The sequence below is a fragment of the Streptococcus sp. 27098_8_148 genome, assembly GCF_041432105.1.
Lineage (GTDB): Bacteria > Bacillota > Bacilli > Lactobacillales > Streptococcaceae > Streptococcus > Streptococcus parasanguinis_AE.
This window is the reverse complement of sequence record NZ_JAPVYY010000001.1, coordinates 90966-117028: the sequence shown is the minus strand read 5'-3', so window position 1 is coordinate 117028 and position 26063 is coordinate 90966. Positions and strand designations below refer to the sequence as shown.

Below are 26063 nucleotides of genomic sequence, written 5' to 3'. Positions count from 1 at the left end.
TTTGGACAGAAGTCTCTCTACCATCATCCATGCAGAAACAAGATTATATGAAATAAAAGGAGTAACCAATGTCCGGAAACTATTCAACACGTGAATTCCGCGAGAAACTATATGATGACCTTCATGTTCGATTAAGAGATACAGTGATTTTGATGTGTTCGATTTTTATTGCCTCTATAGGTCTAAATATGAATTCAACAGCTGTCATTATTGGAGCCATGCTGATTTCCCCTCTTATGACACCGATTATTGGACTGGGGTTTGGTTTAGCTATTTTTGATACGCGTTTAATCAAGCAATCTCTAGGGGTTTTATTTACTCAAGTATTGGTCAGTTTGCTTGTCTCGACTCTATATTTCTGGATTTCTCCCTTATCTTATGCAAGTAGCGAATTGATTGCACGAACCTCTCCAACCATTTGGGATGTTCTCATTGCTATTGCGGGTGGGATAGCAGGTGTCATTGGTTCAAGAAAAAAAGAAGCAAACAATATCGTGCCAGGAGTAGCTATTGCAACAGCTCTGATGCCACCTATCTGCACTGCAGGCTATGGTTTAGCTAATGGAAATGTACGATTTTTATTTGGGGCTCTCTATCTTTTCTTGATCAACTGTGTCTTTATCATGCTAATCAATATTGTTGGAACAAGAATTATGATGAGACAATCTCCCTTAAGTTCATTTAAAGAGCTAAACATGAAAATGAGAATTGGGTTGATCTCCTTGATTGTATTATTGGTTCTTCCAGCCAGCTATTCAGCAGTCACTCTGACGATGGATCAAGCACGAAAAGAAGGGATCAAACAGTTTGTAGGAAAAGAGTTTGCCAATCATACGATCATTAATCAAGTCTACAAGTCAAGTAGCAATGAATTGGTCTTGACAGTTGTTGGAGATCCGATTTCAGAAGAAGAATTAGAAACCATTCGCCAAAAACAAGCCTCTTACGGTATTGAATCTGTTCAATTGAAAGTCAATCAAGTCCATAATTCGACAAAATTAGATAGTGAGACGACCAAGGAATTTTACGAAAACATTGACAAGTATATCGATCAAAAACTCTCTGAAAAAGATTCACAAAACGATCTCGTAAAAGAAAATGAAGCAGACAAGGATTGAGGATAGTCAACTTATCTAACTCATGGGAGCAAATCTTGGGAGGATATCCTATATCCAAAAGTTCATGGATAGAAAGGATTGTTGATGAGGATACTATTTGTGGCGATTTGACCGATCACTACTAGCTCAGGTTAAACAAAATAGAAAAAGCAACAACTGAAATAGTTGTTGCTTTTTCTTACTAAAAAATATTTATCAGACTGTGATCGTTTTATTTCTCAACACGAGATTTATTTGCAATATCTGCAAGAATCAATTCTACAAATGTATCTACCGGCATGGCTTCTGTTTCTTTTTGACCATAACGGCGAACGTTTACAGCCTGCTCTTCCATTTCCTTGTCACCAACGATTAATTGGTAAGGAATTTTTTGAGTTTGAGAAGCACGAATCTTGAACTGCATTTTCTCATTGCGTTCGTCTACATCGGCACGGACACCACGGTCACGAAGTTTCTTAGCTACTTCCCAAGCGTAGTCCACGTGTTTTTCGTTCGATACTGGGATGAGAGTTACTTGGTGAGGGGCAAGCCAGGTTGGAAAAGCTCCCTTGTAGTTTTCAATCAAGATCGCAGTAAAGCGTTCCATGGTTGAGATTACCCCACGGTGGATCATGACTGGACGGTGTTCTTCCCCGTCTGCTCCAATGTAATGAAGATCAAAGCGTTCTGGAAGCAAGAAGTCCAATTGGATCGTAGAAAGAGTTTCTTCTTTACCAAGAGCTGTTTTCACTTGGATATCCAATTTTGGTCCGTAGAAGGCTGCTTCTCCTTCAGCTTCATAGTACTCAACACCCATATCATCAACGGCTGCTTTCAACATGCGTTGAGCATTTTCCCACATTTCATCGTTATCAAAGTATTTGTGTTTGTCTTCAGGATCACGGTAAGACAAGCGGAAACGGTAATCTGTCAAGTTAAAGTCTTCATACACATCGATGATCAATTGAAGGATCTTCTTGAATTCTTCCTCGATTTGTTCTGGAGCCACAAAAGTATGACCATCATTCAGAGACATTTCACGCACACGTTGCAAACCAGTCAGAGCACCAGATTTTTCATAACGGTGCATCATACCAATTTCAGCGATACGGATAGGCAATTCACGGTAAGAGTGCACATGATGTTTGTAGACTTCAATGTGGTGAGGACAGTTCATTGGACGAAGAACAAACTCTTCTCCATCCCCCATATCCATTGGTGGGAACATGTCTTCACGGTAGTGATCCCAGTGACCTGAAGTTTTATAAAGTTCTACAGAAGCAATTGGTGGAGTGTAGACGTGTTGGTAGCCTGCTGCTACTTCTTTATCAACGATATAGCGTTCCAACTCACGACGGATGGTCGCACCATTTGGCAACCAGAATGGAAGACCTTGACCAACTTCTTGAGAAATCATGAAGAGGTCAAGCTCTTTACCAAGTTTACGGTGGTCACGTTCCTTAGCTTCTTCACGCATTTGAAGGTAGTTCTTCAAGTCTTTCTTGTCAAACCATGCTGTACCGTAGATACGTTGCATCATCGCATTGTCGCTATTCCCACGCCAGTAAGCACCAGCAACGTTCAGAAGGTGGAAGATTTGGATGCGACCAGTTGATGGGACGTGTGGTCCACGGCAAAGGTCAACGTATTCACCTTGACGGTAGATGGTCAACCCACCTTCGTCTTCTGAATGTTCTTCGATCAATTCTAATTTGTACGGATCATTTTTGAAGATTTCACGCGCTTGGTCTTTGGTCACTTCTTCACGAACAGATGGGAAGTTTTCTTTCACGATTTTCTTCATTTCTTCTTCGATACGAGGAAGGTCTTCGTTAGAGATTTGACCAGCTTGGTTGTCTGTATCGTAGTAGAAACCATCTTCAATCGCTGGACCAACACCCAAGTGGATATCTGGGAAGAGGCGACGAGCTGCTTGGGCAAACAAGTGAGCTGCTGAGTGACGCAAGATTGGAAGAGCGTCTTCGTGATCAGGTGTCACGATTTCAATGCTTCCATCTTCGGTGATGGCACGAGTTGTGTCAATCAATTTGCCGTTGAATTTACCAGCAAGAGCTTTTTTAGCCAAAGAATTGCTGATAGATTGGGCAATTTCAAAAGTAGTAACGCCAGATTCGAATTCACGAACAGCGCCATCAGGGAAAGTAATCTTAATCATGGTTTTCTCCTTAAAAATTTATCGTATTTTAAAATTGAGGCTTGAAGAAATAGCAAAGGGTTAGTTATAAAGAACAATTATATTTGTTTATCTAACTGAATGATGCTTTAACATTTTCATCCTATAAATAAAACAAACAGTTGAAATAAGTAAATAACTTACCAAGGAAAGGATTAAAGACATATATTGCTCATCAGTCATTATTTTACTACCCATGTATATCCTTATCGGATAGCTTCTTAGTGCATTGAATAGATAAATACCAGCAGTAAGACTTAAAAGATATCCTGCTATCACGAGTTCCTTTTTCTTAAAAAACATTAAGATACCGAGAAAAGGAGCAAGAAATGGTATAAGAGGGATAAATGCCATAAATGCAAAGAAAACAATGTACGTTGAACCCCATAGACTAAGAGTTTTCATTAGCCATACATAGACTATAAAGTAGATACAGGCAATCACCCAGGGCAATACTTTCTTCATATCAACCTCCATATTCAATTTTTGTTTATATTCTTTCCTAAGCCAGTAATAATAGTTCTCCAAACAAAAAGCGACCTCCTCGAAAGGACGTCGCAACGTGGTTCCACCTTCATTTATGTTCCTCAAAAAAGAGGGACACCTCTGATTGGCTCTAACGTAGCCACCGTTTTATGTTTGCATAAAAGAATCACGAGTAGTCCCAAACCTATCCTCTACGCGATTTCCAGCCCCACGCGCTCTCTATCAGATTTCCTAGATTTGATATGTCTCTGTCAGTTATTATAGCACGATTGAAAAATTTTGCAAGAAAAAGTTTCATTTTCAATCAAAGAAATGCGTGATTTTACGGATTTTCTTCACTTGTTTGACCGAAGCCTTCATCATCTTCACAGATCCATTGACCGGAAGAGCAATCACCTTGGTCGGGATTTTCACAATGGTCTTAGACATCCGCTTAACCCGACTTTGCTCAGGATTCAAATCATTTGAAAAGTCTTTAGAGATGATTTTATCCAAGTAAAATTCGTAGACCCGACGGCCAAAGGTTGCTGCAGAAATATCATCAATCTTTTCTGCCCACTTGGTCTCATCGATTGGAGGCATCTCATCAATCGCTTCAAGAATCGCTTGTGCCAGATTGCTCTCTTCATAAAAGAGCTTTCCAAACATAGGGTCATCAATCACATGATCGAGATAAGGATTGCCATGAGCGATGATCGGGGTACCACTCGCAATACTCTCTAAATAGGTCAACCCTTGCGTCTCACTCGTTGAAGCTGAAATAAAGAAGTCAGCTGCTTTATAGTAGAGAGCTGTCTCATTTGGTGGGATCATCCCTGTAAAGACAACCGCATCTGAAATCCCCAGTTTCGCCGCTTGTTTTTTCAAATCATCCAAATAAGGACCATCTCCAGCCACGATCAACTTAACTTTTGGATTGACCTTGAGGACATCAGGAAGGGCCGCGATAACTGCCTGAATATTCTTTTCATAAGATACCCGCGACAGGCTCAATAAAAGCGTTTCATCTTCTGCGACCTCATATTTTTCACGAAGGGCAGCTGTCTCTATCGGAGTGATTTCCGGTCGGTCAAACTTGGCCAAATCAATCCCTGTCGGAATAATACGTTTTTCTGCCTTGACCTTGTACTTTTGGAGTAAGTCATAGACGATCTCGCTTGGACAGATCACGCCATCCAGATCATTCATATAACTTCTCACAATGTATTTGACCATACTTGGGCGAATGACCATACCTCTTGCAATATAGCGGACATAGTCCTCATACTGAGTATGGTAGGTATGAATGACTGGAATCCGCAACTCACGTCCAATCCACACTCCCAAAAGGCCCAGTGAAAACTCAGTCTGGGTATGGATAATATCCAACTGGTATTGCTTAGCAATGGCAAGTGCCTTTGAAAAACCACGATAAGCAACGCGGCGGTCCTTAAAGGCGAAGAAAGGCACACTTGGAATCCGAATAATTTGCCAATCTTCATAGCGGTTGACATCTTTATCCGTTGTCGTAAAGATAAAGACCGTGTGACCCAATTTTTCTAATTCTGTTTTGAGCGTCCGAATGCTGGTCGCCACTCCCGAAACTTGCGGGAAATAGGTATCTGTAAATAATCCTACACGCATCTTACATCTCCAAAACTGTTTGATAGGCTTCGACCAATTGATGAGCCACTAAGTCGATCGAACGACTCTCAGCAACCTTATAGCCGGCCTCCCGCTTGTCTACTTGTCCGTTCAAGACCTTGTTCAAGGAATTCACAAATTCATCCACATTGTGGCACAATTCAGATGAGTTCTCGTCGATCCAGCCATTGTATACGGGAATGTCCCGCAAGACCGTATGCTGATGACTAGCCAAAGCTTCTAAAACAACGATTCCTTCTGTTTCTTCATAAGATGGGAAGAAGAAAGCATCTGAACCCGTCATAGCTCCTTGGAAGACCGCTCCCTTGAAATAGCCAGGGAATTCCACATTACTAGGATGATCCTTTTCCACGATGCGACGAATCTTACGCGGAATGATCCATTTGTTAATCGATCCAAGCCAAATAAAGCGCACATCCGGCATGCGACGGGCCACTTCTACGAAATCTTCAATCCCTTTGCGTTTAAAATACAGCCCCGCACAGATGACAACCTTTTGACCTTCTTGGATTTTAAAATGCTTGCGAAAGACCTCTTCTTTTTTCGGATCCTTTTTGTATTTTTCCAAATCAATCCCATTGGAGACCGCGATAATCGGTGTAGTCACCCCATAAGACTGAATCAGGTGTTTGGAATACTCAGATGGCGTGATCACATAGTCTGCCTTTTGGTACATGTGAGCCAAATACTTCCCAAACAAGGGCGCAAAAAAGTTAGACCCGATAAAAGAATTTTCAAAATCCTCACGGGTTGAATGGCCATGCATGATGACTTTCTTTCCACGACGCTTTGCTGCATGGAGCAAAAGGAAACTCCGTGGGCCATAGGTATTGATATGCACCACATCATAGTCCCCTAAAATATCTGTCGTATACGGAATCCCAGCCAAATCAAGCGCATGCATTTGATGCTGCAAGGCTCGACCAATTCCTGATTTTTGTAATACGGATTTTCCTTCTAAATACAGTAAAACTTTCATACCTTCTATTATACCGAAATAAAGAGTGCCCAGCAAGTCTCTACCTGTTTGCAGTATAAAAAAGAGGCTAGAACAGTTCTGTTCGAAATTTAAAATTCTATTTTATTTATATACGATATACAAAATCCAATTGCGATTCTGTTTTTCCTCAATTTTTGAAAAACCAATACTTGTTAGTAACTGACTAAATTCATGACTTGTACGATAATCTGTCATATGATAATGTATTTTTTCTTTTTCAGAAGCAATTATCAAAGTAGAATTGCTGGACAGGACTCTATAAACTTCTTGAAAACTCTTTTTTATATCCTTCCAAAAAATATGGGTCTGAATAGCAAATATTCTATCAAAATAGTTATTTTGATAAGGCATATTCTCCACATTTCCAATCTTAAGTTGGACACTACCTTTTCTTATGGAATCTGAATGAACACGTTGGGCAGTTCTATATGATTCCTTAGAAATATCAATACCATGAATCTCAAGATTTTTATTTAAAGCAAGAAGGTTCTTGATAGTACTCCCGCCACCGTAACCAATTTCTAAAATTCTATAATTATCTGAAATAGTAGTCTGTTTAATCGCCCAAAGACTAAGTTTTTTAAAATAGAATGACCATATTTTTGTGATGACTCTACCAATAAGACCACTAGGTTTTTGAGACTGCTTAATAAGAAATTCAGTTAACATTAAATATCTTCCCTCAATTATTATAAGTTTGAAATATCATTAATTATATTTCAAACTTAATTGTATTGTAAATATCAGATATCGTCAAGAATTAATGAAATAATCTGAGATAAATTTCAAAGTTGTGCTATAATTGATATCAAATGGAGTGTTCAAATGAATCAATATCAAAAAACAACAGAAAAAAAGAAGCAAGCTATTATTCAGTCTGCTCTTTCTTTATTTAAAGAAAAAGGGTTTAAAGAAACAAGTATACAATCAATTGCAAAAGTCGCAGAAGTTTCTCCTGTGTCAATCTACAATTACTTTGATAAGAAAGATAATTTAGTAGCTTTATGTATTAATGAATTGTTTAAAGACATCATACAAGAAGCTGAAAACATTCTACTCAGTAATATAGATTATAAATCAAAATTAAATCAAGCCTTAGCTTTATGTCAGAAAAAAATAAGCCAACAGATTTCTAACTACTTTCAAGAAAAAACGTTAGAGGATCCTACTTTTACGAAACTTATGACAAAAGCGATAGATGAGAAAAAGCGTGAAATATATCGTGCATATATTGAGCTAGGTAAAAATGAAAATATAATTGCTAAAGATTTGTCAACAGAGGTTATTTTAAACGTCATGAGTGCTCTCAATAGCACAGGAAATCATCTATCTCCAAATAAAAACATAGAAGACGAAACAAAACAAATTCATCATATTTTGTTGTATGGTATTTTAACAAACTCTAGAACGATTTAATTGTAACTTACACATCAATATTTGAACCAACACTCATTCAATTTCACTTCATCATTACTTATGATTTATGACACATATAAAAAGAGGCTAGAACAGTTCTGTTCTAGCCTCTTAGACTAGTAGACACGTCTTCCCAAGTCGAGACTCTAGTCTACTAATCCTTATTTTTTGGTCGTTCCACGTTGGTTGATCGTATGAGACAATAGTACTTCGCGTTCTTCCAACTCTTCTTTGTGCATGATCTTGGTCAACATGCGCATACTGATCGCACCAAGGTCATACAAGGGTTGGCCAATCGTTGATAGATTTGGACGTGTGTAACGAGTGACTTGTGAATCATCACTAGTAATGATTTCAAAATCTTCTGGTACTTTGATACCGTGATCAGACAAGCCGTTCAAGAGACCTGCAGCCAATTCATCCCCTGTTACAAAGGCAGCTGTTGCTTTGGATGCAATGATGCGTTCTGCCAAGTTATAACCTTCATCGTAACGGTACTTGGATTCAAACACAAGTCCTTCGCTATAGCTCAATTTTTTCGCTTTCAAAGCTTCTTTGTAGCCTGTCAAACGAATTTTTCCATTGATATCATCCACCAATGGGCCACTTACAAAAGCAATTTTCTTGTTGTGTTTTGCCAACTGTGTAACAGCATCAACAGTTGCTTGCTTGTAGTCAATATTGACACTTGGTAATTGGTGTTCAACATCCACTGTCCCAGCAAGGACAACTGGCGTACGAGAGCGTGAAAATTCTGAGCGAATCTTTTCAGTCAAGTGATAACCCATGAAAATGATCCCATCCACTTGTTTTGAAAAGAGGTTGTTTACCACTGAAACTTCTTTGTCATCGTCTTCATCACTATTTGCAAGAACAATATTGTACTTGTACATTTCAGCAATGTCATCGATCCCCTTAGCCAATGTAGAGAAATAGCTATTCGTGATGTTTGGAATCACAACACCGACTGTTGTGGTTTTCTTGCTAGCAAGACCACGCGCAACAGCATTTGGACGGTAATCCAAGCGTTCGATCACTTCTAATACTTTTTTACGTGTATTTTCTTTAACGTTCTTATTTCCATTCACTACACGACTAACGGTTGCCATTGAAACCCCTGCTTCACGGGCGACATCATAAATCGTTACTGTATCGTCTGTATTCATAAGATTTCCTTTCATTATTGAAAATTTCGTTTTCACTCTCTAATTAATCCTATTTTATCATGGATTGTAAACACTTTCAAGTATTTTGGTAAAATTTTGTAAACTCTTGCTTTTTTGGGGAAAATTTGACAAAATAGATCCATAGAAAGAAGGTAGCATTATGTCTAAATTAGATCAAATCGTCGATTTTCTTGAAACTGAAAAAACAGATGTCGCTGTTGTATCCGATCCTGTCACCATCAATTACTTGACTGGATTTTACAGTGATCCCCACGAACGTCAACTCTTCTTGTTCGTTTACACAGACCACGAACCACTTCTCTTCGTTCCTGCACTTGAAGTGGAACGGGCGACTGCAGTTGTCGATTTCCAAGTGGTTGGCTATGTGGATTCTGAAAACCCTTGGGAAAAGATTAAAGGGGCTATCGCAAAACCAGATGCTAAAACCGTTGCACTTGAATATGATAACTTGATCCTGACCAAATACAATGGCTTGCGTACTGTCTTTGAAAAGGCTCAATTCACCAACTTGACACCACGGATTAACCGGATGCGCTTGATCAAATCTGCTGATGAGATCCAAAAAATGTTGGTGGCTGGTCAATATGCAGATAAGGCTGTCAATATGGGATTCGACGCCATCTCACTAGATAAAACTGAAACTGATATCGTAGCAGAAATCGACTTTGGTATCAAACGCTTGGGTTATGAAATGAGCTTTGAAACCATGGTCTTGACTGGAAATAATGCAGCTAACCCACACGGAATTCCTGGAAGCAACAAAGTCGAAAACGATGCTCTCTTGCTATTTGACCTTGGCTGTATGGTGAATGGTTATGCGTCTGATATGACTCGAACTGTTGCTGTTGGGAAACCGGATGATTTCAAAAAAGAAATCTACCACTTGACGTTAGAAGCTCAACAAGCAGCCATTGACATGATCAAACCAGGTGTAACAGCACACGACGTCGACCGTGCTGCACGGAGCGTCATTGAAAAAGCTGGCTATGGTGAGTACTTCAACCACCGCCTCGGACACGGTATCGGAATGGACGTGCATGAATTCCCTTCTATTATGGAAGGAAATGACATGGTGCTTGAAGAAGGCATGTGCTTCTCAGTCGAACCAGGAATCTATATTCCAGGTAAAGTCGGTGTTCGTATCGAAGATTGTGGGTACGTCACAAAAGACGGATTTGGACTCTTCACTGAAACCAGCAAAGACTTACTTTACTTTGACTAATCCTTTAGTCGTTTCAATATATAACAAACATCTTGTTTCGTTAATAACTATAAAAAATGAGGCTGGGACAAAAGTCCTAGCCTCTTAATTATCTTTGGATTGTCGAGCAAGACGCAGTGGTTGAGTGGGCTCTACTACGCTGATTTCATCAGCTTTTACAGCCCTACTCAACTGTGCGGAGGTGGGACGACGAAATCGAATTCTAACGAATTACCGATTTCTGTCCCACTCTCTTTTTTCTTATGAAACCGATTCGAGTTTCATTCTTTTCTGCGTATCTTCTACAACGTCTTTTAAAGTGGTTTGGGACATTTCTTTTTCCATAGCAGTCTGAATGTCCTCAAGCTTTCCATCTAAAACATTATGGATATTGTGGCCAATTGGGCAGGCTGGATTCGGATTGTCATGAAAACCAAATAATTGACCTGTCGAACCTAAGCATTCTACTGCTTGATAGATATCCAGCAGGCTGATCTCATCGGCTGCTTTTGCGAGCTCAGCTCCGCCTGTCCCACGCGCTACATGAATCAATCCAGCTTTCTTCAACTGAGACAAGGTCTTTCGAATAATAACAGGGTTCACGCCGACACTTCCTGCCAAAAAATCACTGGTTACTTTTGTTTTCTCTCCTTGTAGAGCAATCATGATCAAGACATGAGTCCCAATGGTAAAGCGACTCGAAATTTGCATAACTTCACTCCTTTCTACCCGTTTTTGAAGGTAGAGTCTATTGAACAACCGTCAAGGGACGACTTTCGTTATTCCTATTATACTCTTTTCAGTTGTAATGTCAACAGTTACACTATTGGAAGAAGTCCTCTAGCCAAGCATCGATTTCTCGATCATGACCTTCTCTCTGCTCAATTTCATGAAGGAGCTCATGATTGTGGGTATGATGAATGCCATTGACCAAACTTTCATAATATACTTGGTAATAAGGAAGATGGAGGTCTTTTGCCAGTTGCAGTTCTTTTTGGACATCATAGTCCACCCGTCTAAAATCGACATCTTTTAGCCCCATTTGATCAAATTCGAGAATGGCATACATGGCCCGAAGGTCCTTGCGAAGATTCTTTTCCAAAAAGAAAGGTTGACCGATCGATCCAGGATTGATAATCAGTTCTCCTCCTGTCCCGTAGCGGAAAAACTGCTGGTGAATGTGTCCGTAGACTGCAATATCACAAGACGGGTTTGTCACCAAGCGATCAAAATCCTTCTGCTCACCAATGTGGATCAATTCGCGACCCCAATTCTTATCAGGTAAGTGGTGGGTAATGCCGATCTTTAAACCTGCGATTTCTCTATGGACCTGCATGGGCATTTTCTGCATGTCTTCAATTTCCTGGGGCGTGATTTCTTCAAGAATATATTGACACTGGCGCATGAGGTAGCGATGACTGGGTCTGGTCTCATCCAACATCCCCCTCATAGCCCGCCAAAGACTATCTTCCCAGTTTCCAAGGACTTTGACCGTAATCGGTAGCTCCTCTAACAGCTCCAAGAGGGCCCGTCTCCCTGTCCCCGGCATCAAACTATCTCCCAAGAGCCAATATTCATCCACCTTGGCTTTTCGACTATCCTCTAGGACAGCTTCCAATGCTGTCGTATTTCCATGAATATCTGAAAGTAAAGCAATTTTAGTCATGATCTTCTCCTTCTCTCCATTATAACAAAGAGAAGAAAAACTTCCACCCAAAGGTGAAAGTTTTATGAACATTCCATGCTACCAGAAATGAAAACTCAGGCTAGAAGCGGACGCTTCGTCGTTGGATTTATCTTTTTCCAAAGAGTTGCTTAACGGCTTTGTATCTTAGTCTACTGATTTGAGGGCTTCGAGCATGTCTACTTTTCGAAGATAATGGTCAACATAAATTCCTAACAGGATCAAGAGAAGGATCATTCCTCCGACAGGGAAGAGGAAAACGCCAAGTCCCACTTTAGGGTAAAAGAGAATGGCATCTGGTGCAATCATAGCAATGAGGAATTGATGAAGATAATAACCACCAACTAATCCCAAAAGGATCCCTATGATAGACAATAAGATGGTTTCGCGGTAAATATAGAGCGTCACTTCCTTATTATGGAATCCTAAGACCTTAATGGTCGATAATTCCCGGATCCGCTCTGCCACATTGATATTGGTTAAATTATACAAGATCACGATGGCTAGCAAGATCGATACGACTACTAGAATCATCATAGTGGTGTCCAAAGATTTGGCAACTGAGTTAAAGAGGGAAATCATCGAAGCATTCTGACTAACCGCCTTCACAGCTACAAGTGCCATCATATCCCGACTAACAGCCTGCACTTGTCGTGTAGAAGGATTTTTCAACTGCACCAAATAGCTATTTGCTGAAGTCCGCTTTCCGTAGATTTTTTGGTAACTTGCCTGATCCATATAGACAAAATGGCCGACATAATTTTCAGTGATTCCCGCCACCTTAAAAGTGTGACCATCTAAGGTCAGTCGATTGCCAACTGTAACCTGGGCTAGTTGTGCTAGCTTACTACTGATGATGACCCCTTTCTTGAGAGACAAGGACTCTCCTTGTTTGAGAGAACGCAAGCTGACAAAGGGAGAAAAATCTGTACGATCCGTTACCATCATCGTAATGGTCTGCTTGTCGCGTCCACCCTTTAAAGATGCTTCGATGACCTTACTATAGATCGGTCGATAATCTTTGATATCTGATTTTCCCAGACGATTGGTTAGTTCCTTGCTTTCTTGGCTTGATGCATTGGTTTTTTGGGCTACAATCAACTCATATGATAGGATCTCTTGAAATTGGCGTTTGGGAACCCCTCCTACAGAAGATTGAATCCCTAGCCCTGCGAAGAGAAGAGCAACAGAACCTGCCACTCCAAATATGGTCATCAGCATCCGTTGTTTGTAACGAAAGAGATTACGAGCAGTGACCTTGTGGGTGAAACTCAGACGCTTCCAAATAAAATGGAGACGCTCCAGGAAAATCTTCGAACCAGATACCGGTGGTTTGGGCAGTAATAAAAGATTGGCTTCTTCTTTTAATTCCTTACGCGAAACCCAGTAAGCTGGAAGCACACTCGCGACGAAAGACAGTCCGAGCGCAATCAGAGTCATATCCCCATAAAAATACTCTCTGCTCTCTCCAATCACCATCCCTTGCGTGATAATGTTGGAAATGATCCCCGATAGGAAATAATGGCCCAGCAAGGTTCCTAGAAGGGTACCGATCGTCCCTGCAAAGAATCCATAGAGGACAAATTTGAGAATGATGTCCCTGGTACGATAGCCCAGCGCCTTAAATATCCCTGCATTGGTTCTCTCTTCATCGACAAAGCGGGTCATCGTGGTAAAGGTCACCATGGCGGCTACTAGATAAAGAACAACCGGAAAAATATTTCCGACAGCGGAAATACTACTACTAGCATTGCTATACATCAGGTAACCTTGTCCACCTGGCATGGTCTTGCGGTCATAGACATGATAAGTTGGAATTTCCAGTTGATCTCGCTCCCTTTGGGCTTTTTTTAGCTCCTCCTCTTTTTTTGCGAGCTCCGTTTCACCTGCAGTCCAGTCCTTCTTTTTCTGATCCAGTTGTTCTTTGGCTTGATGGATCTTTTCTTGGCTGGCTACTTGCTCTTTAGCTGGCAGAAATGGAGCTAGTTTACTGAGCTGCGTCTCCTGCAAGTCTAATTGCTTTTGAGCCTGATCAATCTGACTCTTGGCTGACTGGAGTGTTTCCTTAGCACGACTGAGTTCTTTCTGGCCTTTTTGAATCTGCCCATCCGCCTCCTGCTTGAGCCTTTGATAGCGGGCCTTACCATTATCTTTCAAAAGTTTTTCTAACTCTTCTTGATGAGCTTTGAGCCCTTTTTGGTAGACTTGCGAAAAAGAATCTAAAGACTTCAAATCATCAAACTGGATCCGCGCCATCGCGGGAAGTTTAGTCGTAAAGACTTCTTTTGAAACCAGAGCATAGGCATCTAGATTTCCACTGCCACTCATGGCAGTGCCTAAATTCTTTTGAGACCACATCTCAGAGGATTGAACAAAGCCAACAATGGTGAATTGCTTTTGCTTTAAACTAGACCTAGTTCCCGCCTTTTCTTCAAGTGTGAGGGTATCCCCTAATCGATAACGATCCTCCCAAAAACTCGCTAGGGCCAATTCCCCTTCTTTTTGAGGCAGACGCCCCTTGGTCACACGAAAAGAAGAGAGACTCTTTGGGGGAGAAAAAAGTCGGATTGCCTTTCCTGTTCCTTTCAACGTCAGATCCAGCAGTGAACCAAATTCGACACGCGTCCCTTTGAGTCCTAAAAGCTCCTCTTGGTCTACCTGGTCTAATCCCAAGTCCCCCATGACAGCAAGATCTAGCATCTTTTGTTGCTGAATAAACTGGTTAGCCGTTCGATGCATATTTGGAGTAGTCACCTTTAAGCCTACCAAGGCCAAGCTTCCCAACAACATCAAGGTTAAGATGGAGAGAAAACGTCCTTTTGAATGTGTAAAAGAACCAAACAGATCCTTCCAATAGACTTTTCGTTTCATGCTAGCACCTCTTCTAATACTCTAGTGTAGCAATATCTTGAGGAAGCTCATTGATTTCTACCGACTTGACCTTGGCATCATGCATGCGAATCACACGGTCTGCAATCGGGGCTAAAGCAGCATTATGGGTTACGATGATGACCGTCGCTCCCTTTTTACGAGACATGGCCTGTAAAATCCCCAATACTTGCTTACCTGTCTGGTAGTCTAAGGCTCCTGTAGGCTCATCGCAAAGGAGAATTTTAGGGTTTTTCGCCACTGCCCGAGCAATCGCCACCCGTTGTTGCTCTCCACCTGACAATTGGGCAGGAAAATTATCAAGACGATTGCCAAGTCCTACTTCTCTTAAAACGGCTTCCGGATCCAAGGCATCAGAGACGATTTCTGAAGCCAATTCGACATTTTCCTTGGCTGTCAGATTGGCTACTAAATTATAAAATTGAAAGACAAAGCCAACGTCATCTCGTCGATAATCCGTTCGTTGATGGGAATTGAGCTTAGAAATATCCACCCCATCAATCAGGACCTGTCCTTCGTCATTCGTGTCCATCCCTCCTAAGATATTGAGAACTGTTGATTTTCCAGCTCCTGACGCCCCTAAAATAATGACCAATTCGCCTTTTTCAATCTCAAAAGAAACATCCTGATTAGCGAGAATCTCCGTTTCTCCACTAGTGTATCGCTTGTAACAGTGCTGCATTTCGATGTAGGCCATTTTTTCTCTCCTCCCTCCTATTTCCTATCTATATTATAGTCCTTTTCGTATAGATTACAAAGAAATCGAGGCATCACCAATAGTGATTCTTCCTCATTATCATGAACTATTATAAATTTTATGCTATAATTAGAGAGAAATTTGATTTATTCTTAGAAAGAAGGCTCATCATGAGTTTACAACAGTTTGAAAGGAAATCTCTTCAAGAAATCAACCAGTCTATTGACGTGCCAAAAGGCATCCCCTTTTGGAAGACTCTTCTACTCTTTTCAGGACCAGGAAGTCTGGTAGCTGTCGGCTATATGGACCCGGGAAACTGGATTACCAGTGTGGTCGGAGGGGCACAATACCGCTACCTCCTCTTATCAGTGGTTCTTCTCTCCTCTTTAATCGCCATGCAGTTGCAACAAATGGCTGGTAAACTAGGAATTGTCCATCGTAAGGACCTGGCCCAAACAACCGCCCATCACTTGCCAAAATGGCTTCGCTATACCCTTTGGATTGTGATCGAGCTTGCCCTGATGGCGACAGATTTAGCAGAAGTCATCGGATCAGGGATTGCCCTCCACCTTCTTTTTGGCTGGCCCTTGCTTTTTTCCATTCTGATCACCATCTTTGATGTCTTCCTCTTATTGGGGCTCATGCATCTAGGATTTCGAAAGATCGAGGCCATCGTATCAACCTTGATCCTCACAATCCTTGCGATTTTTGGTTATCTGGTTTTCCTATCGAAACCAGATATCGGGGGAATCTTTGCTGGATTCCTGCCTCAAAAAGAAGTACTGGGAATTGGGCTTCCAAAAGGAAATGAAGCCTTGACCTTGGCACTTGGAATCATCGGGGCAACGGTGATGCCCCACAACCTCTACCTCCACTCTTCCATTTCGCAAACGCGAAAAGTTGATTATAAGGATCCAGCAGATATCAAACGGGCAGTGCGCTTTATGACCTGGGATTCAAATATTGAATTGAGTTTGGCTTTTGTCGTCAACTCCCTCCTCTTGATTCTTGGAGCGGCCCTCTTCTTCGGGCACGGAGATAAGATTGGTGCTTTCTCTAGCATGTACAATGCCCTCAAGGATAACCATATTGCTGGTGCCATCGCAAGTCCTTTCTTGTCCACTCTCTTTGCCATCGCTTTGTTAGCTAGTGGTCAAAATTCAACCATTACTGGGACCCTAACCGGTCAAATCGTTATGGAAGGTTTCTTGCGATTTAGACTACCACAATGGGTGGTGCGTCTCATGACTCGGATCATTGCCCTCCTTCCCGTTATCATTGTCGCAATTTTATTCGGTGACCAAGAACATGTCCTCGATGACCTTCTGGTTTATTCTCAAGTCTTCCTATCAGCGGCTCTTCCATTCTCCATCTTCCCTCTGGTTTATTTCACCTCCAACAAGGAAATCATGGGAGAACATGTCAATGCGAAATGGAACACTTTCTTAGGTTATCTCGTTGCGATTGTCTTAACTATCTTAAATTTCAATCTGATCGTGACAACTTTTATCAAATAAAGAGAGAGTGGGACAGAAATCGGTAATTCGTTAGAATTCGATTTCGTCGTCCCACATCCGCACAGTTGAGTAGGGCTGTAAAAGCTGATGAAATCAGTGTAGTAGAGCCCACTCAACCACTGCGTCTTGCTCGACAATCCAAAAATGATTTAGAGGCTAGGACTTTTGTCCCAGCCTCTTTTGGTTTATTACACTCCCTTTTCCATCTTGCTCCTCCTTTTCCTAAAAATTTCCTGACCATTTTTTTAGGAGGGAATTATTTTAAATCACTAATTGTTGTGAGATTTTCACAAAATCTTGCCAGTGCCCGTCACTCATAAACTTGTAAAATTTTTGTACATTTTTCGTTATCTGTACAAAAATGAGAATTGTTGTCTAATTTATTCTTTTGGAGTATAATGCTCTTTGTTAGTGTCGTGAAATTATTTAACATATAAATTATTTTAACGTCAAATAAATAAGAATAAATTTATACAATTACAGAAAGGAACATATGGTACGCCAAAGACAAACAACAACCAAGTCAGACTTACGAAATGCGCTCTCAAAACTCCTCTTGCAACAACCTTTTGAAAGCATCACTATTCGACAATTAACTGAAACCGCTGGGATTAACCGCGGGACCTTCTACTTGCACTATGTCGATAAATACGACATGTTTGAGCAAATGAAAATGGACATGATGCAAGAATTGGATAGCCTCTTCGTTGAAGGAAGCCCTGTCAAGGTGAATTTTCTCAATGTCTTGACTGCTATTAAAGAGAATTATGATTTTATTTATGCCTTGTCCCAATCCTGCTGCTCGGACTTCCGTAAATTGGTAAGAAGTTTTACCCTCCATGCACTAGACGATACTCCCCATGCGAAAGAACACATCATTTCAGACTTTCAAGTTCCATACAAGTATGGGCTAGAAATTTTCATCGCTACGATTGAATCTGTAATTGTGACCTGGTTAGAATCCGGTGCCAAGGAAGAGCCAATCGAAATCGGGACGATCATTCTCAGCGTCTGCGACTTTGCTAGCTGGAACTAAATTCCCCAACCTTTTCCTACCTTTATGGAGAAGGTTTTTCTTTTTGGCAAATGAACAACATATAGATCACCTTGTTCAACTTGTTTGTAGAAAGCAAAAAAGCAGGATGCTAGGCTCCTGCTTTTTCTTTATTTTTTCTTTGCCAACATGGTTGCAAATCGAAGTTGAATCCGATGGCCATTCTCATCTCGCCGATGGAGATGGCCTGGATTTTCATTGTACTTGACCAATTCCCAATCCTTGTAATACTCCGCCAATTCTCCTTCTTTGAAGGTGAACGAGAAGGGCATCTGGCAAGGATAATCTTCCGTATCCATGGCACAGACAATGAGATTATAGCCCCCTGGATTGGTATGCTCTTGCATATTGCGGATAATCGCTGGAATCCGATCAGCGTCTAAAAACATGAGGACCACAGTTGATACGATGAAGTCATAGTTTTGGGTAAGAGCTGCAGCATTGATATCATAGAGGCCCACTGGCATGTCCAGATCTTCCTCAGCGACAATACTTTGTAAGATTTCAAGAGCCAGTTCATTTTGATCTACAGCTGTTACGTCAAAGCCATGTTGGGCCAAAAAGAGGGCGTTGCGTCCTTGCCCGCATCCTAGATCCAGTGCCTTTCCAGCTGGGACAATTCCCACTGCTTCTAGCACTTCTGAATGGACAGGATTGGTGTTGTATTTTTTGGGGAAATAGTCTTTTGGCTCACAGTAAAATTCCAAGTACCACTCCACATCGTCCGTCGCTGCTTCCACACGGTGCCAGGCCTGGGGCTCGGCCATGGGGTTCTCTGCTCCTGCTTCAAAGAGGTGGCTCGCGATTTCTTCCCCCTCTTCGGTCAATTCAATAAATCGTAACTGACCTTTTAAAACAGTAATCTTTCCCCAGGTTCCTACCTTGGTATTGTGCTTTCTTTGAAGAGCTTCTGGCATGGTATCCTTGGTCCAGATAGGCATGCGTTTGTAAGCGATCAATTTTTGTGTCATGCTGCTTCTCCTTTTTCTTTCACTACCCTTATCATACAGAAAAAAGCCCCTTTTTACAAGTTGGAAAAAGGAGAGCCCATCTCTAAGAAAAAAGACAGATCTGAAACAAGTTTCAAAACTGTCTTTTTCTTTAACGTGTATTGTATTGTTTCATGACCCGTGCGATGTCCCGGTTTTGTTCCCGACGCTTGATGGATTCACGCTTGTCATAATCATGTTTCCCTTTAGCGAGTCCCAAAAGCAATTTGGCATAGCCGTCCTTGAGATAGACCTTCAAAGGCACCAAGGTCATTCCGGTCCCTTTGGTGTCTTGGTCCAGCTTTTGGATTTGCTTTTTATGAAGAAGGAGCTTGCGACGACGGTCTGGGTCTTGGTTCCAGATATTGCCTTCCTCATAAGGGGCAATGTGGACATTGCTAAGCCAAACTTCGCCATTTTTTACTTGTGCAAAGCCATCTTTCAAGTTAATGCGTGCCGCACGGACACTTTTGATCTCTGTCCCCGTCAGCACCATCCCTGCTTCAATCGTATCCACGATGGTGTAGTCATGTCTCGCCTTTTTATTTTGCGCGACTACCTTTCCTTCGCCCTTTGCCATGTTTGGCTCCTTTCTTTGCTACTTCCTTGTAAAATGGTTTCTTCCCTTTTTTCTTTTTGGATTTAGAGGAAGAATCTTTCCGCTTGTCATCTTTTCTAGCGGTTGATCCCTTAGAAACTTTTTTGTCCTTGAGTCTGCGATCTCTACGATTGCCATCTCGGTCACGTCCTTTAGACTTGAGACCTTTTTCGACGACATCCCATTCACTTGGAATATAAGAGAAATCAATCTCTCCTGTCATCTTGTCGGCTCTTTCTACCTTGATCCGGATTTGCTGACCGACACGGAAGGTCACTCCTGATTTTTCTCCGCGAAGGGTTAGATCCCGTTCATTAAAATGGTAGAATTCAGGGAGATTGGTAATATGGATCAAGCCTTCAACCGTATTTGGCAACTCCACAAAGAGGCCAAATTTCACCACACTGGAAACCACAGCATCGTACTCTTCCCCAACATAGTCTTCCATGTATTCTGCCTTCTTCATAGCCTCTACTTCGCGCTCCGCATCAATAGCCCGGCGCTCCCGACTAGAGGATTGGTTGGCAATGTCTGGAAGAACTTGCTCAAAGTGATCTGCCACTTCTTGAGATTTTCCGTATTCGCGCACCATTCGATGAACCATCAGGTCCGGATACCGGCGAATGGGACTGGTAAAGTGAGTATAATACTCAGCAGCAAGCCCATAGTGGCCATGGTTGTGCTCTGAATAGCGAGCTTGCTGCATCGAGCGCAACAACATCATCGAAAGGACATCTGCATAGGGTTCCCCTTCGACCTTGCGCATAATTTCTTGCAGGGCTTCTTGGCTCATCTCACTAGCCGTTCCATAGATCTGGATCCCGAAGCTAGAAGCATAATCGATAAACTTCTGTACTTTTTCTGTTTTTGGATCTTCGTGGATCCGGTAGATGAACGGCAGTTTCAGTCGCGTAAAGTGCTCCGCCACTGTTTCATTGGCAATCAGCATAAAGGACTCGATCATCCGCTCGGCAATTCCTCTTTGGCGAAGGACAATATCGACCGGTTTTCCTTCTTTATTGACTAGGATTTTAGCCTCATTGGTATCAAAATTGAGGGCTCCGCGGCGAATCCGCATGCTTTCTAGAATGCCATGCAAGGTCGCCATTTGATGAATACTTGGGACAATTTTCTTAAAGGTTTGAGCCTTTTCTTCGTCGCCCGCTAAGATATCATTGACATCGCTATAGGTCATTCGGAAGGTCGTATTGATCACTGTTTGGGTAATGGTATGCTTGACAACCTTGCCATGAGGATCAATCTCCATGATGGCAGACTGGGTCAGGCGATCCACATTCGGATTCAAAGAACAGATCCCATTGGAGAGACGCTCTGGTAACATGGGTACTACTCGGTCGGTCACATAGACAGAGGTCGCCCGATTCAGAGCTTCCTTGTCGAGTGCTGAACCTTCCTTAACGTAATAAGAAACATCTGCGATGTGAACACCCAGCTCAAAGTTGCCGTTCTTGAGTAGCTTGATATGGACCGCATCGTCCAAGTCTTTGGCATCTGCCCCATCAATGGTAAAGGTGATCTCCTCTCGCAGATCCAAGCGTCCCTCTAAATCCTTTTTAGACGGTGCATCTGGAACATTCTCAGCCTCTTTCAGCACTTCTTCTGGAAATTCTGAGACAATGTCCATGGATTCTAACACTTCCAAGACATCGATTCCTGGATCGGTTACATGACCGACCACATCCCGCACAGTCGCCACAAAATAATTGTGCTTGCGGCTCGGGTATTGATCAATTTCGACCTTGAGGATTTCGGTCCCTTCCAATTGGATGGCTGGCTTCTTCACATAGATCAGCTGGCTGATCTTTTGATTTTTCGAACGAATGTAGCCGGCATATTTAGGCTTTTCCTCATCCAGAACGATTTGTCCAACTACCGTTTTAATGCTATGCTCCAAGACATCAATAATCTTAGCTTCTGCTGCCGTTCCCTTGTTTCGGTCTGCTACCTTGGTAATGACGATCTCAACGGTGTCCCCATCGATAGCGTGATTAACATCATTTCGGCCAACAAAGAGGTCCTCTTCTTCACCTTCTAAACTGACAAAGCCAAAGCCATTTTTATGCGCATGAAAGATCCCCTTGAGGGTAATAGCTGGGGCCTTCTTTTGAGCCAAACGAAGAGAGCCATCATCTTCGAATTTCAACTCATGGCGGCGTTCCATCAGAGAGATGGTTTTGACCAAGTCACGGAAATCCTTAGACCCTTCCTTTCCTAGAGCTGCTGCCAGATCATTGATCTGGGCTTTGTCATGCTCTTGTAAATATTCTTTAATACTTGTTTTCATTGATTTATTTGCTGGTTATCCAGCCTCCTTTTTTCTATCTACTTGTGTCTTTGTTTTACAAAATAAAAATAGGCAAAGACATTGTCTGAGCCTATCTTATCTACTAGAAAGTACCATTAAGATCATCGCGATCAATAACCAAAAGAAGATCATAATAGCTGTTAAACGCTGCATCACGGCTTCAAACCCGCGCGCTTTTGAACGTTCAAACAAGTCATTTGAACTTGCGTCAAAGACGTTGCTCGATTGGTTTTTTGTTGGTTGCATAAAAATTGCGATAATAATCAATACTGATAATACTAGTAAAATAGTTGTTAATGCTCCGCTCATATTCAAAACTCCTTAAAATCTTCACTATTATACCATGAAAATCATTTTGATTCAATATGTAAGGTTACTTTTCTTTCCTTGGGACAATACTTCAAGACCTCGATCTTTTCAGGATGGGTTTTGGTATTTTTACTGGTCAAATAATTCTGACTCCCACAGCTGGTGCAGGTCAATTGAACTTTAATTCGCACGTACGTCTCTCACTTTCAAATACTTTCTAAATAAGAATAAGAGGAACATCAAATCGGTAAAGGCCAAAAGGGCTGTACCGTAAAATACCCAATGATAGCCAAAATGCATGAAAATACTCGATCCCATCATTGGCCCTAACACGCCACCTAAATAATAAAAGAGCTGGTTGTAGCTAAAGATCCGAGAAATCCCTTCAGGAGGGGTTAAACGATTCAATAATGCAGAAACTCCTGGTAGTAGGGCTCCTGTCCCGATCCCAAAGAGGAAGCGTAAAATCCCTAATTGAAGGGGTGATTGCGCTTGGGCACAAAGGATATAGAGACAGCCACTATAGAGAAGGGCGATTAATAAGAGCCGGTGATTCCCGATTCGGTCTCCGAGTTTTCCCATCCAACCTGAAAAGAGCATACTAGAGACTCCCATAGCTGAAACAATCATCCCCGATACAAAGATCAGGTTATCTCTTTGTCCCAAAGCTCGCACATAAAGAGGCAGGATCGGAGAAATAGATTGGGCGATCATTTGAATGGTCATGCTGGTCAAAAAGAGTCCCAAGAGGATATCTTTTTGCTGAATGGACATGAGCAACTCCCAACTGGATTTTTGTTCTTCTTTTGGAAGGGGCTCATAGTCTTCCTCAATGCCCCAGAAGGTTAAGAGGGAAACCAAAAATAAGAAGAAGCCGACCAAGAGAAAGACATTGCGCATGCCTAGATTTTCAGCAATGAGTCCCCCAATCAAAGGCCCCATCAAGGTTCCAGCCACGACACCAGTCGATAAAGTCCCTAGAGCGTAGCCAGATTGGTCCTTTGGAACTTGACTGGCAATCAGGGCTGTACTATTGGGGACAAAGCCTGAAAAGACCCCATTGAGCAAGCGTAGGACCAAGAGCCAAAAGACGGATGGTACAAAGGCAATGCCTCCCATGGTCAGTGTCATGGCAATGGAGGCTCTAAGCATCATGGGTTTTCGACCATAGCGGTCGGCTAAGCTCCCCCAGATGGGAGACATGATCGCAGAGGTCACAGAAGAACTCGCAACGGCTATGCCAGCATAAAGGGGAACAGCCTTGCCCGTAACACCCAACTCTTCCACAAAGAGGGCCATAAAAGGAACGACTAAAGAAAGGCTGGCTCCGATGAAAAAGCAGCCGATCCAGGCAATATATAGATTTTTACGCCAATTGATTTCTCTTGTGATAAGATCATCTTCTTTCTAATTGTTGTAGGGCTGCATCTAATTGGGCATAGAGGGCCGTTAGATCGTCATTATTGTCTAAGACCAGATCTGCATGGGCGCTTTTTTCATCTAGCGGCATTTGAGACGCAATGCGTTCTTGGGCCTGCAGTTCTGATAAGTGGTTGCGTTCCATCAGGCGTTTGAGCTGGGTTTCTTTTGATACAGCTACCAACCAGACAGATTCAAACCACTCTTCATAGCCTTGCTCGATTAAGAGTGGAATATCCATAAAAAAGAGATCGGATTGTGCAGCTTGTCTATCTCTTACCTCAGCTAGAGCCTCACGAATAAGCCTGCCTTGGACGCGATTGGACCAGTTTCTTTCACTAGGATTTGAAAAGATCCGCTGACCCAAAGCGACGCGGTCCAGCTCTCCTTCTTTGGTAAGGATCTCTCTCCCAAAATGATCTACTAAGACACGGTAGAGAGCTCCTCCTGGTGCTTGCAAGTCATGGACCACTCGATCAGCATCAATGACAGGATAACCTTTTTCTTTCAAATAGGAGGTGACAGTGGACTTTCCTGAAGCAATCCCTCCTGTTAATCCAATGATTCTTGCCATCTAGTTCTCCTTTTGACAGTGCGGGCAAAAATGGGTTCCGCGTCCACCCAGCTGGATTTTCTCAATCGGTGTCCTGCAGCGCAAACACGGCTGACCTGTCTTTCCATAGACCTGATGTTCCTCCTGCATGGTACCATCCTCTCCAAAAGCATTGCTGTAAGAGCGAATAGTGGAGCCACCTTTTTCGACAGCCTGAGCTAATACGGCGATTGTTTCCTTTCGGATGGCTTTGGCTTCTCTAGCAGTCAAGCTTTGACCCAAACGAGCTGGGTGAACCTTGGCTCGATAAAGGACCTCATCTACATAGATATTGCCCAGACCAGCCACTAATTTTTGGTCTAAAAGAGCTGATTTAATGGGTTTCTTTGATTTTTTAAGAGCTGCTTGGAAGGCTGGCCCTTTAAAATCTGATTCTGTTGGTTCTGGACCAATCTTTTTCGCCAAAAAGTAGCTGTCTACAAGCTCAGGTACTAAGACTTCCATGGTCCCAAACTTGCGGACATCTTCATAGACCAGGGTGCTGCCATCTGTAAAGTGAAAGAAGATATGGGCGTGCTTGCGAAAAGGGACTTCGTCTGGATAAAAGAAATACTTACCTTCCATCCGCAAATGCGAGATGAGGACCAGATCCGTCAGATAAAACAAGAGGTATTTCCCGCGGCGTCCCATGGATCGAATTTCTTGACCTGGGAGATCTTGACAAAAAGCATCTAGATCCGTATGAATCATCTTAGGATACTTTACTTCCACTGACTGAATGGTTTTTCCAAGAATTAATTTCTCAAGACCGCGTCGAACCGTCTCTACTTCTGGTAATTCAGGCATAGAACTCCTTTCAAAAACAAGAAGCAGGCCTTCTGCCCACCTCTTCTTAATATTCTTTTTCGTTGTATCCGAAATCGGCAAGATCCAATTTCTTATCCCGCCAATTTTTCTTGACCTTGACCCAGGTTTCTAGGAAGACCTTGTCCCCTAGCATGAGCTCGATATCCTTCCGCGCAAGGGTTCCAATCTTCTTAAGCATGGCGCCACCTTTTCCGATGACAATCCCTTTTTGGCTATCGCGCTCGACCATGATGGTTGCACGGATATGAACCTTATCGGTTTCTTCATCCCGCTTCATAGAATCCACCACTACGGCAACAGAGTGAGGAATTTCTTCCCGCGTCAAGTGCAAGACCTTTTCGCGGATCATTTCAGAGACCAAGAAGCGCTCTGGATGGTCAGTGATTTGGTCAGCAGGGAAATATTGGAAACCTTCTTCCAAGTTTTCACTCAAAATATCAATCAAACGCGAAACATTGTTTCCTTGGAGGGCTGAAATCGGCACGATTTCCTTGAAATCCATCTGACTACGGAAGTCATCGATTTGCGCCAAGAGTTGGTCAGGGTGCACCTTGTCGATCTTGTTGACCACCAGAATAACCGGCACCTTAGCAGCCTTGAGGCGCTCGATGATCATGTCATCGCCCTTCCCACGTGGCTCATCTGCTGGCACCATAAAGAGAACGGTATCGACTTCTCGAAGGGTGCTATAGGCCGACTCCACCATGAAGTCTCCAAGCGCTGTCTTGGGTTTGTGAATCCCTGGGGTATCGATAAAGACGATCTGTTCCTTATCCGTCGTATAAATCCCCATAATCTTATTGCGCGTTGTCTGCGCCTTGTCACTCATGATGGCAATTTTTTGCCCCATGACGTGGTTCAAAAACGTTGACTTCCCAACATTGGGACGTCCTAAAATGGCTACAAAGCCTGATTTAAATGTCATAATATCCTTTC

The 26063-nt window shown here is 42.3% G+C and carries 24 protein-coding genes and 1 pseudogene; 5 read left to right on the top strand and 20 right to left on the bottom strand.

The window, feature by feature from the left end:
• Positions 1-68: 68 nt before the first annotated feature.
• Positions 69-1118, top strand: a complete 1050-nt coding sequence (locus tag O3646_RS00580) for a DUF389 domain-containing protein (RefSeq protein ID WP_371610364.1) — start codon at positions 69-71, stop codon at positions 1116-1118.
• Between the two features lie 211 nt (positions 1119-1329).
• On the opposite strand, the gene thrS is transcribed toward O3646_RS00580, so the two are convergent.
• The 6 genes and pseudogenes from thrS to O3646_RS00550 all read right to left on the bottom strand — a co-directional run bounded on the left by thrS (position 1330) and on the right by O3646_RS00550 (position 7090).
• On the bottom strand, positions 1330-3273 hold the full coding sequence (gene thrS / locus O3646_RS00575; RefSeq protein WP_371610363.1) for a threonine--tRNA ligase: 1944 nt from the start codon (positions 3271-3273) through the stop codon (positions 1330-1332).
• Positions 3274-3360: 87 nt separating this feature from the next.
• Entirely contained in the window at positions 3361-3756 is a 396-nt protein-coding gene (locus tag O3646_RS00570) for a hypothetical protein (protein WP_371610362.1), read from the bottom strand.
• A gap of 81 nt (positions 3757-3837) precedes the next feature.
• Positions 3838-3965 (bottom strand): annotated as a pseudogene (locus tag O3646_RS00565) (AAA family ATPase); the annotation flags it as partial.
• A gap of 112 nt (positions 3966-4077) precedes the next feature.
• Positions 4078-5400, bottom strand: coding sequence for a glycosyltransferase family 4 protein (locus O3646_RS00560; protein WP_371610361.1), 1323 nt, complete (start codon positions 5398-5400; stop codon positions 4078-4080).
• 1 nt (position 5401) lies between these two features.
• Positions 5402-6400 carry a glycosyltransferase family 4 protein gene (locus O3646_RS00555; RefSeq protein ID WP_371610360.1) on the bottom strand — a complete coding sequence of 333 codons (999 nt, stop codon included), beginning with the start codon at positions 6398-6400 and terminating at the stop codon, positions 5402-5404.
• 102 nt (positions 6401-6502) lie between these two features.
• Positions 6503-7090 (bottom strand): class I SAM-dependent methyltransferase, encoded by a 588-nt coding sequence (locus O3646_RS00550; RefSeq protein WP_049485661.1) that lies wholly within the window; start codon positions 7088-7090, stop codon positions 6503-6505.
• A 156-nt stretch (positions 7091-7246) separates the two neighbouring features.
• Here O3646_RS00550 and O3646_RS00545 point away from each other — a divergent pair, with 156 nt between their 5' ends.
• Complete coding sequence (locus O3646_RS00545; RefSeq protein WP_024055141.1) at positions 7247-7837, top strand: TetR/AcrR family transcriptional regulator; 591 nt, start codon at positions 7247-7249, stop codon at positions 7835-7837.
• Between the two features lie 161 nt (positions 7838-7998).
• Here O3646_RS00545 and ccpA read toward each other — a convergent pair whose 3' ends face one another.
• On the bottom strand, positions 7999-9003 hold the full coding sequence (ccpA, locus tag O3646_RS00540) for a catabolite control protein A (protein ID WP_021153619.1): 1005 nt from the start codon (positions 9001-9003) through the stop codon (positions 7999-8001).
• Between the two features lie 160 nt (positions 9004-9163).
• Between ccpA and O3646_RS00535 the strand changes: the two genes are divergently transcribed.
• On the top strand, positions 9164-10246 hold the full coding sequence (locus O3646_RS00535; RefSeq protein WP_003005548.1) for a Xaa-Pro peptidase family protein: 1083 nt from the start codon (positions 9164-9166) through the stop codon (positions 10244-10246).
• A gap of 240 nt (positions 10247-10486) precedes the next feature.
• Here O3646_RS00535 and O3646_RS00530 read toward each other — a convergent pair whose 3' ends face one another.
• The 4 genes from O3646_RS00530 to O3646_RS00515 all read right to left on the bottom strand — a co-directional run bounded on the left by O3646_RS00530 (position 10487) and on the right by O3646_RS00515 (position 15495).
• Positions 10487-10936: an Rrf2 family transcriptional regulator gene (locus tag O3646_RS00530; RefSeq protein ID WP_031576605.1), complete on the bottom strand. Its 450-nt coding sequence runs from the start codon at positions 10934-10936 to the stop codon at positions 10487-10489.
• Positions 10937-11048: 112 nt separating this feature from the next.
• Positions 11049-11891, bottom strand: a complete 843-nt coding sequence (locus O3646_RS00525) for a metallophosphoesterase (protein ID WP_129824040.1) — start codon at positions 11889-11891, stop codon at positions 11049-11051.
• A 165-nt stretch (positions 11892-12056) separates the two neighbouring features.
• Positions 12057-14780 carry an FtsX-like permease family protein gene (locus O3646_RS00520; protein WP_371610359.1) on the bottom strand — a complete coding sequence of 908 codons (2724 nt, stop codon included), beginning with the start codon at positions 14778-14780 and terminating at the stop codon, positions 12057-12059.
• A 13-nt stretch (positions 14781-14793) separates the two neighbouring features.
• Positions 14794-15495 carry an ABC transporter ATP-binding protein gene (locus O3646_RS00515; protein ID WP_070595245.1) on the bottom strand — a complete coding sequence of 234 codons (702 nt, stop codon included), beginning with the start codon at positions 15493-15495 and terminating at the stop codon, positions 14794-14796.
• A gap of 170 nt (positions 15496-15665) precedes the next feature.
• Here O3646_RS00515 and O3646_RS00510 point away from each other — a divergent pair, with 170 nt between their 5' ends.
• A complete protein-coding gene (locus O3646_RS00510; RefSeq protein ID WP_003013089.1) occupies positions 15666-17012 on the top strand; it encodes an Nramp family divalent metal transporter in 1347 nt (448 codons plus the stop codon).
• 493 nt (positions 17013-17505) lie between these two features.
• Positions 17506-18048, top strand: coding sequence for a TetR/AcrR family transcriptional regulator (locus O3646_RS00505; protein WP_049483745.1), 543 nt, complete (start codon positions 17506-17508; stop codon positions 18046-18048).
• A gap of 128 nt (positions 18049-18176) precedes the next feature.
• Here the strand turns inward: O3646_RS00505 and tehB are convergent, their stop codons facing one another.
• The 9 genes from tehB to era all read right to left on the bottom strand — a co-directional run bounded on the left by tehB (position 18177) and on the right by era (position 26052).
• A complete protein-coding gene (tehB, locus tag O3646_RS00500) occupies positions 18177-19037 on the bottom strand; it encodes an SAM-dependent methyltransferase TehB (protein ID WP_070588787.1) in 861 nt (286 codons plus the stop codon).
• 130 nt (positions 19038-19167) lie between these two features.
• Entirely contained in the window at positions 19168-19635 is a 468-nt protein-coding gene (gene smpB, locus O3646_RS00495) for an SsrA-binding protein SmpB (RefSeq protein ID WP_003005443.1), read from the bottom strand.
• Positions 19598-21958: a ribonuclease R gene (gene rnr / locus O3646_RS00490; protein ID WP_371610358.1), complete on the bottom strand. Its 2361-nt coding sequence runs from the start codon at positions 21956-21958 to the stop codon at positions 19598-19600. Before rnr ends, smpB begins: the two co-directional genes overlap by 38 nt.
• A 96-nt stretch (positions 21959-22054) precedes the next feature.
• A complete protein-coding gene (gene secG, locus O3646_RS00485; protein WP_003008189.1) occupies positions 22055-22288 on the bottom strand; it encodes a preprotein translocase subunit SecG in 234 nt (77 codons plus the stop codon).
• Between the two features lie 41 nt (positions 22289-22329).
• A complete protein-coding gene (gene rpmG / locus O3646_RS00480) occupies positions 22330-22479 on the bottom strand; it encodes a 50S ribosomal protein L33 (protein WP_003005699.1) in 150 nt (49 codons plus the stop codon).
• Positions 22469-23668, bottom strand: a complete 1200-nt coding sequence (locus O3646_RS00475; protein WP_277612641.1) for a multidrug efflux MFS transporter — start codon at positions 23666-23668, stop codon at positions 22469-22471. The genes rpmG and O3646_RS00475 overlap by 11 nt, the downstream gene beginning before the upstream one ends.
• A 16-nt stretch (positions 23669-23684) precedes the next feature.
• Positions 23685-24281 (bottom strand): dephospho-CoA kinase, encoded by a 597-nt coding sequence (coaE, locus tag O3646_RS00470; RefSeq protein ID WP_371610357.1) that lies wholly within the window; start codon positions 24279-24281, stop codon positions 23685-23687.
• Positions 24282-25106, bottom strand: a complete 825-nt coding sequence (gene mutM, locus O3646_RS00465; protein ID WP_371610356.1) for a DNA-formamidopyrimidine glycosylase — start codon at positions 25104-25106, stop codon at positions 24282-24284.
• A gap of 46 nt (positions 25107-25152) precedes the next feature.
• Positions 25153-26052 carry a GTPase Era gene (gene era, locus O3646_RS00460; protein WP_003004993.1) on the bottom strand — a complete coding sequence of 300 codons (900 nt, stop codon included), beginning with the start codon at positions 26050-26052 and terminating at the stop codon, positions 25153-25155.
• Positions 26053-26063: the final 11 nt, after the last annotated feature.

Excerpts from the sequence above, each read along its gene's own strand:
- O3646_RS00580 (WP_371610364.1), top strand. The coding sequence starts at position 69 with ATGTCCGGAAACTATTCAACACGTGAATTCCGCGAGAAACTATATGAT.
- thrS (WP_371610363.1), bottom strand. The coding sequence starts at position 3,273 with ATGATTAAGATTACTTTCCCTGATGGCGCTGTTCGTGAATTCGAATCT.
- O3646_RS00570 (WP_371610362.1), bottom strand. The coding sequence starts at position 3,756 with ATGAAGAAAGTATTGCCCTGGGTGATTGCCTGTATCTACTTTATAGTC.
- O3646_RS00560 (WP_371610361.1), bottom strand. The coding sequence starts at position 5,400 with ATGCGTGTAGGATTATTTACAGATACCTATTTCCCGCAAGTTTCGGGA.
- O3646_RS00555 (WP_371610360.1), bottom strand. The coding sequence starts at position 6,400 with ATGAAAGTTTTACTGTATTTAGAAGGAAAATCCGTATTACAAAAATCA.
- O3646_RS00550 (WP_049485661.1), bottom strand. The coding sequence starts at position 7,090 with ATGTTAACTGAATTTCTTATTAAGCAGTCTCAAAAACCTAGTGGTCTT.
- O3646_RS00545 (WP_024055141.1), top strand. The coding sequence starts at position 7,247 with ATGAATCAATATCAAAAAACAACAGAAAAAAAGAAGCAAGCTATTATT.
- ccpA (WP_021153619.1), bottom strand. The coding sequence starts at position 9,003 with ATGAATACAGACGATACAGTAACGATTTATGATGTCGCCCGTGAAGCA.
- O3646_RS00535 (WP_003005548.1), top strand. The coding sequence starts at position 9,164 with ATGTCTAAATTAGATCAAATCGTCGATTTTCTTGAAACTGAAAAAACA.
- O3646_RS00530 (WP_031576605.1), bottom strand. The coding sequence starts at position 10,936 with ATGCAAATTTCGAGTCGCTTTACCATTGGGACTCATGTCTTGATCATG.
- O3646_RS00525 (WP_129824040.1), bottom strand. The coding sequence starts at position 11,891 with ATGACTAAAATTGCTTTACTTTCAGATATTCATGGAAATACGACAGCA.
- O3646_RS00520 (WP_371610359.1), bottom strand. The coding sequence starts at position 14,780 with ATGAAACGAAAAGTCTATTGGAAGGATCTGTTTGGTTCTTTTACACAT.
- O3646_RS00515 (WP_070595245.1), bottom strand. The coding sequence starts at position 15,495 with ATGGCCTACATCGAAATGCAGCACTGTTACAAGCGATACACTAGTGGA.
- O3646_RS00510 (WP_003013089.1), top strand. The coding sequence starts at position 15,666 with ATGAGTTTACAACAGTTTGAAAGGAAATCTCTTCAAGAAATCAACCAG.
- O3646_RS00505 (WP_049483745.1), top strand. The coding sequence starts at position 17,506 with ATGGTACGCCAAAGACAAACAACAACCAAGTCAGACTTACGAAATGCG.
- tehB (WP_070588787.1), bottom strand. The coding sequence starts at position 19,037 with ATGACACAAAAATTGATCGCTTACAAACGCATGCCTATCTGGACCAAG.
- smpB (WP_003005443.1), bottom strand. The coding sequence starts at position 19,635 with ATGGCAAAGGGCGAAGGAAAGGTAGTCGCGCAAAATAAAAAGGCGAGA.
- rnr (WP_371610358.1), bottom strand. The coding sequence starts at position 21,958 with ATGAAAACAAGTATTAAAGAATATTTACAAGAGCATGACAAAGCCCAG.
- secG (WP_003008189.1), bottom strand. The coding sequence starts at position 22,288 with ATGAGCGGAGCATTAACAACTATTTTACTAGTATTATCAGTATTGATT.
- coaE (WP_371610357.1), bottom strand. The coding sequence starts at position 24,281 with ATGGCAAGAATCATTGGATTAACAGGAGGGATTGCTTCAGGAAAGTCC.
- mutM (WP_371610356.1), bottom strand. The coding sequence starts at position 25,106 with ATGCCTGAATTACCAGAAGTAGAGACGGTTCGACGCGGTCTTGAGAAA.
- era (WP_003004993.1), bottom strand. The coding sequence starts at position 26,052 with ATGACATTTAAATCAGGCTTTGTAGCCATTTTAGGACGTCCCAATGTT.